Source organism: Lysinibacillus sp. FSL K6-0057, assembly GCF_038630885.1.
GTDB classification, from domain to species: Bacteria; Bacillota; Bacilli; order Bacillales_A; family Planococcaceae; genus Lysinibacillus; species Lysinibacillus fusiformis_F.
Window position 1 is genome coordinate 592,162 of sequence record NZ_CP152047.1, and the last position, 12,928, is coordinate 605,089.

Here is a 12,928-nt window from a genome sequence, read left to right on the forward strand (position 1 = left end):
TCAAAAATGAAAGGAAGTTAAAGATGTCAGTACTCGAAATAGATCATGTTGCGATTGGTTATTCCTCAGCGCTCATCGTCAATGATTTAAGTGTGGAGATTCCGAAAGGGGAAATCTCCACGATTATCGGTCCAAATGGCTGTGGCAAGTCTACTTTACTAAAGGCTGTTGCACGTGTATTACGCACACAAAATGGAGCTGTCTATTTAGATGGCAAAGCTATACATCAATTAAAGACTAAAGAAGTGGCTAAAAGAATGGCTATTTTACCTCAAACAGCAACAGCACCAGGAGGATTAACGGTTTTTGAGCTAGTATCCTATGGTAGGTTTCCGCATCAAGTAGGGTTTGGTACATTGCAAAAGGAAGACTATGAATATATCCATTGGGCTATCGATGTTACGGGGCTAAGGGAATTTAGTGATCGACCAATTGAAGCATTATCAGGTGGTCAGCGTCAAAGAGTATGGATTGCCATGGCATTGGCGCAAGGCACGGATATTTTAGTACTGGATGAACCAACAACTTATTTAGATTTAGCACATCAGCTTGATATTTTATTGCTGCTGCAAAAACTAAATAAGGAAGAAGGACGAACAATTATCATGGTTTTACATGATTTAAATCATGCATCACGATTCTCTCATTTTATGATGGCCATGAGAGACGGCAATTTAATGGTGAATGGCAGTCCAAAAGAAGTGATGACAAAAGAAAATTTACAAAAGGTATTTAATATCGATGCTGAAATGGCTGTATGTCCCTATAGTAAAAATCCAATCTGCCTATCTTATCAGTTGTACGATATGAAAAAATAAAAGCTAGTTAGTATGGTTATTTGGAAGTTATGAGGAGGAAATAAAATGACTACGTCGACAGGAGTAGGAGAGCTCAACGATTTAGAAGAGCTACAGAAGCGATCTCATCCGATCCGTGGAGTAGTGGCTTTAATCGTAGGAGTTATTGGATTAATATTTGCCATTGGCTTATCAATTTCTTTTGGTGCTGCAGATATTTCATTGGGTACTGTTTGGACAGCAGTTACCCATTTTTCACCAGAATTAACAACACATCAAATTATCCATGATATTCGCTTACCACGGGTACTGGGAGCAGCATTAGTTGGTGCAAGCTTTGCAGTAGCAGGTGCGATTATGCAGGGGATGACACGTAACCCATTAGCTGACTCCGGATTATTAGGCTTGAACTCAGGAGCTGCCTTTATGTTAGCTGTGTGTTTTGCCTTTTTCCCTGGTCTGCCTTATATGTTTTTAATTTTATGGTCCTTTGTAGGTGCAGGTCTTGGTGTTGCCATCGTTTACGGTATTGGCTCACTTTCTAAAGGTGGCTTAACACCTATGCGACTAGTTTTAGCCGGAGCTGCTGTTAGTGCATTACTTGGAGCGCTAGGAGAAGGGATTGCTCTTTATTTTCGTATTGGACAAGACCTAGCATTTTGGTATGCGGGCGGTGTTTCAGGCACAAAATGGAGTCATCTACAAATTTTATCTCCATGGATATTTGTTGCGATGATAGGAGCTCTTATCCTATCGCGTTCCATCACAGTGCTAAGTTTAGGTGAAGAAATTGCAGTCGGGCTTGGGCAACGTACTGCTGTGGTAAAAGTATGGGGAATGATTATTGTTTTAGTTTTAGCGGGTGCAGCAGTATCTGTTGTCGGTGCGGTTGGTTTTGTAGGGTTAATTATCCCTCATTTAACGAGATACATAGTTGGTCATGATTATCGCTGGATTATCGCTTGTTCCTTGGTATATGGAGCATTGCTTGTTGTGTTAGCTGATTTAGTAGCACGTGTGATCAATCCACCTTATGAAACACCAATTGGTGCGCTCATAGCCTTTATCGGTGTACCATTCTTCCTTTATTTAGCTCGAAAAGGAGGAAAAGAACTATGAGTAACAGCTATTTAACACCAAGTCAGCTGAAAGCGAAAAGGAAAAATTTCTCCATTCTTGCTACGCTCATTGTGTTAATCATTATTACCTTTGTCATAAGTATGAATACAGGGGTAATTAAACTAACACCAATGGAAGTTCTTCGGACACTTTTTGGTCAAGGTGATGCACAACAGCAACTTATTTTATATGAGTTCAGACTTCCAAGAATTGTGATTGCTGTCTTAGTAGGTATGGGTTTAGCTATTTCAGGCGCTATTTTACAGGGCATTTCTAAAAATGCTTTAGCAGACCCAGGAATCTTAGGGATTAATGCTGGGGCAGGTCTTGCCGTTATGCTCTATGTGTCATTTTTCCCAACTACGAAAGCAGCGCCAGTTTATTTACTGCCGATACTGGCTTTTGTAGGAGCAGGTTTGACAGCAGTACTGATTTATTCACTTTCTTATCGACGCCATGAAGGTATTACACCAATGCGTTTAATTTTAACAGGGGTAGCTGTGGCAGCAGGGATTAGCTCGGCTATGATTGTGCTAACACTACGTCTATCACCAGAGAACTATCAATTTGTCGCAACATGGCTAGCAGGTAGCATTTGGGGCTCAAATTGGAGATTTGTTCTGTCATTATTACCATGGTTAGTCATCTTATTGCCCTTCGTCTATTCAAAATCACGTGTATTAAACATATTGAATTTAGGTGAATTAACAGCGGTAGGACTTGGTGCTTCAATTGAAAAAGAGCGACGTTGGCTGTTGGCTGCTGCTGTTGGTTTAGCTGGAGCTAGTGTTTCTGTAAGTGGTGGTATTGGTTTCGTAGGACTTGTAGCGCCACATTTAGCTCGACAGCTTGTTGGCGCCAAACACCAATTTTTATTGCCAACTGCAGCATTATTAGGAGGTTTTTTAGTGTTAATGGCTGATACAATCGGTCGTTCGATTTTAGAACCTTCAGAAATTCCAGCAGGGATTGTGGTAGCAGTTTTAGGCGCACCTTATTTCTTATATTTACTAGCACGATTAAAAGAATAAATGGCGCTTTTTCCGTTGTATAAATAGTATTGCCATCAAGGGAAAATTAGATTAATACTTATCAAACATTTAACGTTTGAATCAAGTTAGAAGGGGATGGAGAAGGAGAAATGTCAGAAGAACTATATGATGTTACGATTGTTGGCGGTGGTCCAGCAGGGCTTTATACTGCCTTTTATAGTGGAATGCGAGATTTAAAAACGAAGATTATCGAATATAGCTCACAACTAGGTGGTCGTATGTTAATTTATCCTGAAAAAATGATTTGGGATGTTGGTGGAGTAACACCTATTTTAGGCGGGCAGCTTATTAAACAACTTGTGGAGCAAGCTGAAACATTTGATCCTACGATTGTCTTAAATCAAAAGGTGGAAAAATTAGATAAACAACAGGATGGAACATTTATTTTAACATCCTCTACAGGTGAAAAGCATTATTCTAAAACCGTTATTTTAGCAGTAGGTTATGGCGTTCTTTCTATGCAAAAGCTTGAAATAGAAGGAGCAGATCGCTATGAAGTAACGAATTTACATTATACAGTACAGGAATTAGAAATTTTCCGAAACAAGCATGTGTTAATTTCAGGTGGTGGCAATTCTGCGGTCGATTGGGCAAATGAGCTCGAGCCAATTGCAGCAAGTGTTACAGTTGTGCATCGTCGAGATGATTTTGGTGGTCATGAAAAGAATGTCTTGCGCATGAAGGAATCTTCAGTTCGTGTAAAAACGCCTTATGAAGTTGTTCAATTGCATGGGGACGGTGATCTAATTCAATACGTATCCATTGTCAATAAAGAAACCGATGAAATGGAACGAGTAGAAGTAGATGCTGTCATTGTAAATCATGGTTTAAAATGTGATTACGGTGCACTTGAAGAATGGGGATTAAACATCCAAGATGGCGTAGCGATTGTCAATGAGAATCGTGAAACGAACGTAGCAGGAATCTATGGCGCTGGTGATTTTATTGATCATCCTAGTAAAGTCAGATTAATAGCAGGTGCATTTACGGATGGGGTACTAGCATTAAATAGTGCCAAACTCTATTTGGAACCAGATGCACCGAAAGTAGCCTATGTATCGTCCCATAATATTCGCTTCAAAGAACGAAATGAAAAAATTGGGTTAGTAGATAATGACTATCGTGAAGTTCGCGGATAAGAATTAGGGAAGGCTCCCAGTTAATATTTTTTACTTGAAAATGATAAAATGACTATGCTATACTTCAAAAGTATGCAACGTGTACATATGTAGCTGACGTTCCACTTCGACACAATTTTTGTAGTCGACATATTCGGGCTATGTAAGGTACAGTTCGATAATACTCTGTTCCAGATGGTTCAGGGCGAGAGGAGAAAACGAATATGAAACAAGGAATTCATCCAGACTACAAAGAAGCAACAGTAACTTGCTCTTGTGGGAACACTTTCAAAACTGGTTCAGTAAAAGAAAACATCGTTGTCGAGTTCTGCAACGAATGTCACCCATTCTACACTGGCCGTCAAAAATTCGCGTCTGCTGATGGTCGCGTGGATCGTTTCAACAAAAAATACGGTCTTAAAAACTAATGTTAGTTTAATACCTGCCAAGCATGCGCTTGGCAGGTATTTTTTTCAGTAAATAATTACGTTGATGCAAGTCTTTTCAAAATCCAGATTGACGCAAAGAAAGGGAGAAGACAAAGTGGCACAGCTATATTTTAAACATGGTGCAATGAATAGTGGGAAATCAATAGAAATTCTAAAAGTTGCCCATAATTATGAAGAACAACAAAAGCCTGTAATGATATTTACTTCAGGTCTAGATACGCGTGATGAGGTGGGCTTTGTTTCCAGTCGGGTAGGTTTACGACAACAAGCCATTCCTGTTTATGAAGATACAAATATTTTTGAAATAGTGAAAAGTAATGCTGTTAAACCTTACTGTGTGCTTGTGGATGAAGTTCAATTTTTAAAAAAGGCACATGTTTTACAACTAGCTAACATTGTGGATAAATTGGACATCCCCGTAATGGGCTTTGGTTTAAAAAATGATTTCCAAAATGAGCTATTTGAAGGTAGCCAGTACATGCTTACATATGCAGATAAAATTGAGGAAATGAAAACAATTTGCTGGTTCTGTCATAAAAAAGCAACAATGAATTTGCGAGTAGATGAAAGTGGAAAGCCAGTTTACACAGGTGATCAAATTCAAATCGGTGGCAATGATTCGTATTATCCTGTTTGCCGAAAATGTCACGCAAATCCACCACTATAAAGCTAAATAGCATGTAACAGCGCTAAGAAAAAGTAGCATACATGTGAAATTTTCCTTATACTAAGTAGTGGAAATAAGAAATGAAAAAGCCATTACGCCTAAGCGTAATTTTGATTGAAGCGGCTTCTCTGTAAAAAAGGAGCATCTTAAAAAACTAAATAGAGGTGAAATCCATGTTTGATCGATTACAGGCAGTGGAAGATCGTTATGAAAGGCTAACAGAGCTTTTGAGCGATCCGGATATTGTTAATGATAGTAAGAAATTACGCGAATATTCCAAGGAACAATCAGATATCCAAGAGACAGTAGATACTTATCGAGAATATAAAAATGTTAAAGAGCAACTAGTAGACACACGTGAAATGTTAGATAGCGAAAAAGATCCTGATATGCATGAAATGGTAAAGGAAGAATTTAACCTATTAAAAGCACAGCAGGAAGAGTTAGAAGAACGTTTACGCATTTTATTAATTCCAAAAGATCCCAATGATAATAAGAACGTTATTATGGAAATCCGTGGCGCAGCTGGTGGTGATGAGGCCAATATTTTTGCAGGTGACTTGTTCCGTATGTACTCCCGCTATGCAGAAACGCAAGGCTGGAAAATTGATATTATGGAAGCTACGCCAAACCCAATGGGCGGCTATAAAGAAGTAATCTTTATGATTAACGGACAAGGAGCCTATTCAAAATTCAAATTTGAAAACGGCGCGCACCGTGTACAACGTGTCCCTGCTACAGAATCACAAGGCCGAATTCATACATCCACAGCAACAGTTGCTTGCTTACCTGAAGTTGAGGAAGTAGATGTTGAAATCCATGAAAAAGATATCCGTGTAGATACATTTGCATCTTCTGGTGCGGGTGGTCAATCTGTAAATACAACGATGTCTGCTGTTCGTATGACCCATTTACCGACAGGTGTTGTGGTTTCGATGCAGGATGAACGTTCACAAATTAAAAACCGTGAAAAGGCAATGAAGATTCTACGTGCTCGTGTTGCAGATATGTATTTGCAGGAAGCACAAAAAGAGATTGATGCTACACGTAAATCTGCTGTTGGCTCTGGCGATCGCTCTGAGCGAATTCGCACATACAATTATCCACAAAACCGTGTAACTGATCACCGTATCGGTTTAACGATTCAAAAGCTAGACCAAATCGTCGAAGGTAGACTAGACGAGATTATCGATGCTCTAATTTTAGAAGAACAAGCATCGAAGTTAGAGCGCTTAAATGATGACTTATAAAAATGTAATGGAGGCCCTTGAGTGGGCTTCTTCTTTTTTAGTGGATAATGGTCGTGAACAAACAGCAGCGCGTATTGTCATGCAACATGTGCTTGGTACTAGTTATGCAGAGGTTATGTTGCATTTGCAGGATGAATTAACAGCAGTACAGCAAATGAGATTTAATGAGCTCATAGAAGAACATGCGAGTGGACGCCCTGTACAATATTGTGTTGGGCGTGAGGAATTTTATGGACGTTCTTTTCTAGTGGATGAATCTGTCTTAATACCGCGACCTGAAACAGAGGAATTGGTACTTGGAACAATTAATCGACTACCTAAACTATTTACAAAGCAAGCATTGAAGCTGGCTGATATCGGTACAGGCAGTGGAGCCATAGCTATTTCAATGAAGCTAGAATGTCCCGCGTTAACAGTCATAGCAACTGATTTATCGAAAGATGCACTAGCAACCGCACAAAAAAATGCACAGCAATTAGAGGCGGATATTGATTTTAGATTGGGAGATTTAGCCGCGCCACTTGCAGGAGAGAAATTTGATATTGTTTTATCGAACCCACCATATATCGCTTTTGATGAGGCACAAGAAATGTCCAGTGTTGTTCTAGAGCATGAGCCGCATAGTGCCCTCTTTGCAGAGGAAGACGGTCTTATTTTATATAGAAAATTAGCTGAACAATTACCAGCGTATATGAATAGGCCAGCATTGATTGGATTAGAAATCGGTTATACACAGGGGGAGAAAGTAGCCAAACTCTTTCAAGATAGTTTTCCACAGGCGACAGTTTCAGTAGAAAAAGATATTAATGGTAAACCTCGAATGATTTTTTGTGAGATTCATGTATAAAGTTTCTTAATCTTGCCAACAATGTTGAGCAAGGAGGGATTTTTATGTTAAACGAATACAAGATTATTAGATTACCTAAACAAAATATCTTGCTAGCTTTTGCTAGACTAGTATTAATTGCGATTGCTTTACAGTTATGTGTTTTATATATTCCATCATTAGTAGGTTTTGCGAAGGAATCTTCCGATGAGGAGCAAGAAAAAGATTTTCGTATACGTGTTATTGCAAACAGTAATACTACACAAGATCAGCTAGAGAAACAGCAGCTTGTCCAAGATTTGAAGCCTTACTTTCTGCAGGTGACTACCGCTGGATTTGTAGGGAATGAGCAAATTCTTTCGTTAAAACAACAAATTGAAGCTGAACTGAGCGAAAATTATCCACAATTAGATACACAGGTTGTTGTTGGGGATAACTTATTCCCACCGAAAAGACAAGGTGCTGTACTTTATCCACAAAATGTATATCAATCGATTGTTGTGAAGATTGGTGATGCGCGTGGGGATAACTGGTGGTGCAGTATCTTCCCATCTATTTGTGAGCCGGATAAAGAAGAGGTAAAAGAAGAAGTAGAGGAAGAAAAAGAGCAAGTAACATTCTTTATATGGGAATGGATTAAAGGGATTTTTGGATGAATTGTGCACAAATTCAGACAACTTATACACATTTTTTAATAAGTTATAAACAATATGTGGATAATTCAGTAAAAACGAATAATTGAAGGTAGGTATTAATCATGGAAACCGTTTGTAAGGTTGTGGACAGTAATGTGAATAGTCAGATTAATTATACACAAGCTGTGGATATCTTAAATGCAGGAGAGGTAGTCGCATTTCCGACAGAAACGGTTTATGGCTTAGGAGCAATTGCCACAAATGAGCTGGCAGTTAAAAAGATATTTGAAGCGAAAGGTCGACCTTCAGATAATCCTTTAATTGTCCACGTAGGTACAAAAGAGGAAGTAGCAATCTATATCGATGATATTTCTGACATAGCGAAACAATGCATGGATTTATTTTGGCCAGGACCATTAACACTTGTGATGCCAGCGAAGCCAAATGTATTAGCTAAAAGTGTCACAGCTGGGCTATCAACAGTGGGCATTCGGATGCCTGACCACCCAGTAGCACTTGCCTTACTGCAACAGCTCCAAAAACCGCTAGCTGCACCGAGCGCTAATCGTAGTGGAAAGCCAAGTCCTACAGAAGCAGTTCATGTATTAGATGATTTAGGAGGGTACATACCTTATATTTTAGATGGAGGTTCTACCGGAATTGGGCTTGAATCCACTGTGTTAGATGTGACACATGAACCTCCAGTAATTTTACGTCCAGGCGGCATTACAAAGGAAATGCTTGAAGCTAAGATTGGCCCTGTTATTCAACCAAGTAAAATAGAGCAGAAGCTAGAAACAACGCCTAAAGCACCAGGAATGAAGTATACACATTATGCACCAAATGCTCCAGTATATTTAATAGATTGTGATGTTGAGAAAGTCAGTGAAGCAGTTCAGCAATTACAGAGTGATGGACATAGCGTAGCGTTGCTTGCACCTGTGAATTTTGAGAAGATCAAGGCTGATTTTTACTTTTCGATTGGAGAAGCTGGAAGTAAAGAAGAAATGGGTGCGGCCTTATACAATGCACTAAGAGCATGTGATAAAACTACCGCTACCGTTATATTAGCAACAACTACTTCAATAGAAGGAGTTGGAGCAGCTATTATGAATAGACTTGAAAAAGCCTCTGGAGGTAAATGGTATTCATTGTAAAAAATAATAGAGCCATTATAGACAAAAGACATTGAACAACCTGATGTTTTTTGTCTTTTTTTGTCTAATTATTAGACGTTAAAAATGAAAAACAATAGTGAACAACTATGATAATAATGTATTTTCGAGCATAAAATGATAAAATATTAGGGAGCGAAGGAGTGCGTTCTTGCAGGGAATTCTTGCAGGTATATTAACGTCTGTTGATGTGATTGGTCTATATGTTTTGCTGCCCAATGTTAGATATCGATTATTTTTATCATTATGGACGGCTGCATTGCATATGCTTTTCCCTTTATTAGGATTTGAATTAGGAAGCTATTTAGTTCAATTTCTATTAGAATGGGGACAATGGATTTCAAGTATTTTATTATTTTGTATCGGTATACATTTACTATTATTTTCTCATAGAGATGAAAAAGTAACAATTTCACCTGTACTTTTAGCAGTGACTGCAAGCCTAGATACCTTTTCAGTTAGTGTTTCTTTTGGTATGCTTAACTTAGAAAAAACAATCTTTATTATGAGTGCAGGCTTAAGTGCATTAATTTGTGCATATGGGTCATTAGTCATTGCACGTAGAAGCCAAGTCTTTTTTGGCAATAAAATTCAAGTAGTTGCTGGCATTATATTTATTATCATGAGTATTCTAGCTATTCAACAATAGATTAAACTGGAGAGTGATAAGTGTGAAAATATTATTTGTTTGTACAGGCAATACTTGTCGCAGTCCGATGGCAGAAGCTATTTTAAAACATAAACAAATAAACAATGTAGACGTGCGCTCAGCAGGTATTTATGCGATGCCTAATGCACAAATGTCAGCACATGCACAACAAGTGCTAAATGAAGCCCAAATGCCTCATCAGCATTTGGCAACGCAATTATCAAAAGCTGAAATGGAATGGGCAGACTTAATTTTAACGATGACGACTGCTCACAAAGATGCCGTCATTTCTAATTATCCAGAAGCTGAACATAAAGTATTTACATTGCAAGAGTATACAAATGAGGGCAGTCTGGAAAATGTAGGGGATCCTTACGGTGGTAATAGAGCAATTTACGAAGCAACATTTGCAGAATTAAAGGAACTGGTTGATCAATTAATACAAAAACTAGAAAAGAATTGAGGGGTCCTATGAAAAAACAATTTGGTTTACGACTAAAGTTGGTATTATTTGTTAGTGTTCTTGCACTAATCACCTACAGTGTCAGTTTTATATTCATTGAGTTTTTACAACCTACCTTCTTCCCTGACACTAACAGGAAAGTTTTTGAAGTGATTACTTACGCGTTAGGCATAACATGGTCAGGTATACTAGCTGCCTTTTTAAGTGTAATTCTCATCAAGCCATTACAGCAGCTTGAGCATTCAGCAACACTTGTGGCAGAAGGAAAAATAGGGCAGGATGTCCAAATGCCTAATACAAATGATGAGATTCGATCAGTTGCAGAGGCATTCCAACAAATGGTGTTAAACTTGCGCCAAATGGTGGAAAGTATTGATCATAACTTCCAACAAACAAATCAATCAATTATTCAGCTATCCGATGAGGCAGGCGTGGCAACAAAAAAGGCAGAGGGTATTGCGTCTACAGTAAAGCATATTTCTACTGGAGCAGAAGCATCTGCAACAGCTGTACAAGATACTGCTGAAGCAATTGAAGATGTAAGAACGCTTGCAACAGAAGTAAATAGTAGAGCAGAGGCATCAGCATCACAAACGAAAGAGATTCTACATAATTTATCGACGACAACAAAAGCCATTGAAACATTAGTGAATAGTATTCAACAAATTGCGACAGGCAATAGTGAAGCATTAAAGAGCATTCATGCGCTAGAAGAAAATGCGGGACAGGTAGAACGTATAATTAGCTTAGTTGGTGACATTGCGGCACAAACCAATCTATTGGCACTAAACGCCTCTATAGAAGCTGCACGTGCAGGGGAGCATGGAAAGGGCTTTGCGGTAGTAGCTGAGGAAGTTCGTGGTTTGGCTGATGAAAGTGCGAAAGCTGTGCAAGGGATTACAGCTTTAATTCAATCCATGCAGCAAAATGTAGAAGTAGTTGTGAAACAAATGAACGAACAAGTGGCCTTTGCTACAAAGGAAGCCGATCGAGTTTCTGAAACAACGACAGCAGTAGAAAATATGGCTTCTAATGTACATGAAATGGCAGCATCAATTGTTGAGATTTCTTCTTTAATCGAACAGCAAATGCATAATATTGAAACGACAGCGCGACAATCACAGGAAGTTGCTGCCATTGCGGAACAAACGTCAGCAGGTGCACAGGAAGTTCGTAGTGCCGCTGAAGAGCAAGCCTACGCAATTGAACAGGTAGAGCATCTAGCTCAAAGTTTGAAAAAGCAATCGGAAGCACTGCATAAAATGATTCAACAATTTGATAGACAAGCATAGTGCTATAGGCTATACGTAAATGCGATGAAAAATCGGATTTATGTATAGCCTTTTTTATTAGAGGGCAATTTATGTCCACTGTAAGTAAAAAGCTAAAAAAACTTCAGAAGATGGAATATTACAACAAAAGACCATTATCCGAACTTATTAACATGATATTCACATTATCCACAAAAATATAGGTTTAAAAGTGAATGTTTTTATGTTAATATACAATTAATGTTCGTCTTTCGGGAGAAATCAGCGTAAAAATACAAGAAAAATCATGTTATTCTTCAGAAAGAAGTGGTACACTAAGGTTGACTATAATTCGAAAAGAGGGAACCCAGTGAGAATAGCAATTTCTTCTGATCACGGAGGCAATAACTTACGTCGTGAGATTATGCAGCTATTAGATGAACTTCACATTAGCTACGAAGATTTTGGTCCACAATCTGCGGATTCAGTAGACTATCCAGATTATGCAAAACCTGTATCTGAGGGTGTTGCTAACGGAGAATTTGATAAAGGTATTTTAATTTGTGGCACAGGCATTGGTATGTCCATTGCCGCTAACAAGGTTAAGGGCATTCGTTGTGCATTAGTACATGATGTATTTAGTGCCAAGGCAACGCGTTGCCATAACGACTCAAATATTTTAGCGATGGGTGAACGTGTTATTGGTCCAGGCCTTGCACGTGAAATCGTACAAACATGGCTAGAAACAGATTTTGAAGGCGGCCGTCATACACGCCGCATTGAAAAAATTACTGAACTAGAGCAATAGTGATTTTGTTATTCCATATATGGCATTCTTATAGGCTGTCATATATGGCATGATTTTAATGGATATAGATGAAGGAGCTGAGCTTAATGGTTGTAAAACAAATACGAACACATTTGACTCAGTTACTCAGTGAATTTGAAGAGCAGGTAACGTTACGACCCCATACAATTTTTGTAGTAGGGTGCTCTACATCTGAAGTGATTGGTCAGAAAATTGGCACAGCGGGCGCATTGGAAATAGCAGAGGCCATTTTTGAGCCGTTACAAGAATTTACATCAAAGCATCAATTGCATTTAGCATTCCAAGGTTGTGAGCATATAAATCGTGCCATTACTATGGAAGCATCGACAGCTGAAAAATTTGGCTATGATCCAGTTGCGGTAGTCCCAGTACGTACGGCAGGCGGCTCGATGTCAGCATATGCCTATACGCAATTTGATAACCCAGTGATTGTTGAAACAATACAGGCACATGCAGGTATTGATATTGGACAAACATTAATCGGTATGCATTTGAAAGCAGTAGCTGTTCCAGTTCGAACATCGGTAAAAATGGTAGGAGAAGCAGTTGTAACGATTGCAACAACACGTCCTAAGCTAATTGGCGGAGAACGTGCAGTATATAAATAATTACCACTATTTATTAGTGGTATAGATAAATAATGATACTT

15 protein-coding genes are annotated in these 12,928 nt (G+C 38.7%); all 15 read left to right on the forward strand.

Annotated features, from left to right (window positions below):
- Window positions 1-23: 23 nt before the first annotated feature.
- The 15 genes from MHB40_RS02785 to MHB40_RS02855 all read left to right on the forward strand — a co-directional run bounded on the left by MHB40_RS02785 (window position 24) and on the right by MHB40_RS02855 (window position 12,887).
- Window positions 24-818, forward strand: a complete 795-nt coding sequence (locus tag MHB40_RS02785) for an ABC transporter ATP-binding protein (protein ID WP_205446807.1) — start codon at window positions 24-26, stop codon at window positions 816-818.
- Between the two features lie 45 nt (window positions 819-863).
- Window positions 864-1,916, forward strand: coding sequence for an iron ABC transporter permease (locus MHB40_RS02790; protein WP_342533848.1), 1,053 nt, complete (start codon window positions 864-866; stop codon window positions 1,914-1,916).
- The gene (locus MHB40_RS02795) at window positions 1,913-2,947 is read left to right on the forward strand and encodes an iron ABC transporter permease (protein ID WP_342533849.1); all 1,035 of its coding nucleotides are present in this window, start codon (window positions 1,913-1,915) and stop codon (window positions 2,945-2,947) included. Before MHB40_RS02790 ends, MHB40_RS02795 begins: the two co-directional genes overlap by 4 nt.
- A gap of 110 nt (window positions 2,948-3,057) precedes the next feature.
- Window positions 3,058-4,107, forward strand: coding sequence for an NAD(P)/FAD-dependent oxidoreductase (locus MHB40_RS02800; protein ID WP_205446813.1), 1,050 nt, complete (start codon window positions 3,058-3,060; stop codon window positions 4,105-4,107).
- Between the two features lie 203 nt (window positions 4,108-4,310).
- Window positions 4,311-4,514, forward strand: a complete 204-nt coding sequence (gene rpmE / locus MHB40_RS02805) for a 50S ribosomal protein L31 (RefSeq protein WP_004269457.1) — start codon at window positions 4,311-4,313, stop codon at window positions 4,512-4,514.
- A gap of 115 nt (window positions 4,515-4,629) precedes the next feature.
- Window positions 4,630-5,202, forward strand: coding sequence for a thymidine kinase (locus MHB40_RS02810; RefSeq protein WP_342533850.1), 573 nt, complete (start codon window positions 4,630-4,632; stop codon window positions 5,200-5,202).
- Between the two features lie 173 nt (window positions 5,203-5,375).
- Window positions 5,376-6,452 (forward strand): peptide chain release factor 1, encoded by a 1,077-nt coding sequence (gene prfA, locus MHB40_RS02815; protein WP_342533851.1) that lies wholly within the window; start codon window positions 5,376-5,378, stop codon window positions 6,450-6,452.
- Complete coding sequence (prmC, locus tag MHB40_RS02820) at window positions 6,439-7,299, forward strand: peptide chain release factor N(5)-glutamine methyltransferase (RefSeq protein WP_342533852.1); 861 nt, start codon at window positions 6,439-6,441, stop codon at window positions 7,297-7,299. The genes prfA and prmC overlap by 14 nt, the downstream gene beginning before the upstream one ends.
- A gap of 44 nt (window positions 7,300-7,343) precedes the next feature.
- Window positions 7,344-7,934, forward strand: a complete 591-nt coding sequence (locus tag MHB40_RS02825; protein WP_342533853.1) for a stage II sporulation protein R — start codon at window positions 7,344-7,346, stop codon at window positions 7,932-7,934.
- A gap of 101 nt (window positions 7,935-8,035) precedes the next feature.
- Entirely contained in the window at window positions 8,036-9,070 is a 1,035-nt protein-coding gene (locus tag MHB40_RS02830; RefSeq protein ID WP_342533854.1) for an L-threonylcarbamoyladenylate synthase, read from the forward strand.
- Window positions 9,071-9,239: 169 nt separating this feature from the next.
- The gene (locus MHB40_RS02835) at window positions 9,240-9,737 is read left to right on the forward strand and encodes a manganese efflux pump (RefSeq protein ID WP_205446832.1); all 498 of its coding nucleotides are present in this window, start codon (window positions 9,240-9,242) and stop codon (window positions 9,735-9,737) included.
- A 22-nt stretch (window positions 9,738-9,759) separates the two neighbouring features.
- Window positions 9,760-10,200 carry a low molecular weight protein arginine phosphatase gene (locus MHB40_RS02840; protein WP_342533855.1) on the forward strand — a complete coding sequence of 147 codons (441 nt, stop codon included), beginning with the start codon at window positions 9,760-9,762 and terminating at the stop codon, window positions 10,198-10,200.
- An 8-nt stretch (window positions 10,201-10,208) separates the two neighbouring features.
- On the forward strand, window positions 10,209-11,492 hold the full coding sequence (locus MHB40_RS02845) for a HAMP domain-containing methyl-accepting chemotaxis protein (protein WP_205446836.1): 1,284 nt from the start codon (window positions 10,209-10,211) through the stop codon (window positions 11,490-11,492).
- 328 nt (window positions 11,493-11,820) lie between these two features.
- A complete protein-coding gene (gene rpiB, locus MHB40_RS02850) occupies window positions 11,821-12,258 on the forward strand; it encodes a ribose 5-phosphate isomerase B (protein ID WP_205446839.1) in 438 nt (145 codons plus the stop codon).
- An 86-nt stretch (window positions 12,259-12,344) separates the two neighbouring features.
- On the forward strand, window positions 12,345-12,887 hold the full coding sequence (locus MHB40_RS02855) for a TIGR01440 family protein (RefSeq protein WP_342533856.1): 543 nt from the start codon (window positions 12,345-12,347) through the stop codon (window positions 12,885-12,887).
- Window positions 12,888-12,928: the final 41 nt, after the last annotated feature.

What these genes read in the sequence shown, in the direction of transcription:
- MHB40_RS02785 (WP_205446807.1), top strand. Translation starts at nt 24, where the DNA reads ATGTCAGTACTCGAAATAGATCATGTTGCGATTGGTTATTCCTCAGCG.
- MHB40_RS02790 (WP_342533848.1), top strand. Translation starts at nt 864, where the DNA reads ATGACTACGTCGACAGGAGTAGGAGAGCTCAACGATTTAGAAGAGCTA.
- MHB40_RS02795 (WP_342533849.1), top strand. Translation starts at nt 1,913, where the DNA reads ATGAGTAACAGCTATTTAACACCAAGTCAGCTGAAAGCGAAAAGGAAA.
- MHB40_RS02800 (WP_205446813.1), top strand. Translation starts at nt 3,058, where the DNA reads ATGTCAGAAGAACTATATGATGTTACGATTGTTGGCGGTGGTCCAGCA.
- rpmE (WP_004269457.1), top strand. Translation starts at nt 4,311, where the DNA reads ATGAAACAAGGAATTCATCCAGACTACAAAGAAGCAACAGTAACTTGC.
- prfA (WP_342533851.1), top strand. Translation starts at nt 5,376, where the DNA reads ATGTTTGATCGATTACAGGCAGTGGAAGATCGTTATGAAAGGCTAACA.
- prmC (WP_342533852.1), top strand. Translation starts at nt 6,439, where the DNA reads ATGATGACTTATAAAAATGTAATGGAGGCCCTTGAGTGGGCTTCTTCT.
- MHB40_RS02825 (WP_342533853.1), top strand. Translation starts at nt 7,344, where the DNA reads ATGTTAAACGAATACAAGATTATTAGATTACCTAAACAAAATATCTTG.
- MHB40_RS02830 (WP_342533854.1), top strand. Translation starts at nt 8,036, where the DNA reads ATGGAAACCGTTTGTAAGGTTGTGGACAGTAATGTGAATAGTCAGATT.
- MHB40_RS02845 (WP_205446836.1), top strand. Translation starts at nt 10,209, where the DNA reads ATGAAAAAACAATTTGGTTTACGACTAAAGTTGGTATTATTTGTTAGT.
- MHB40_RS02855 (WP_342533856.1), top strand. Translation starts at nt 12,345, where the DNA reads ATGGTTGTAAAACAAATACGAACACATTTGACTCAGTTACTCAGTGAA.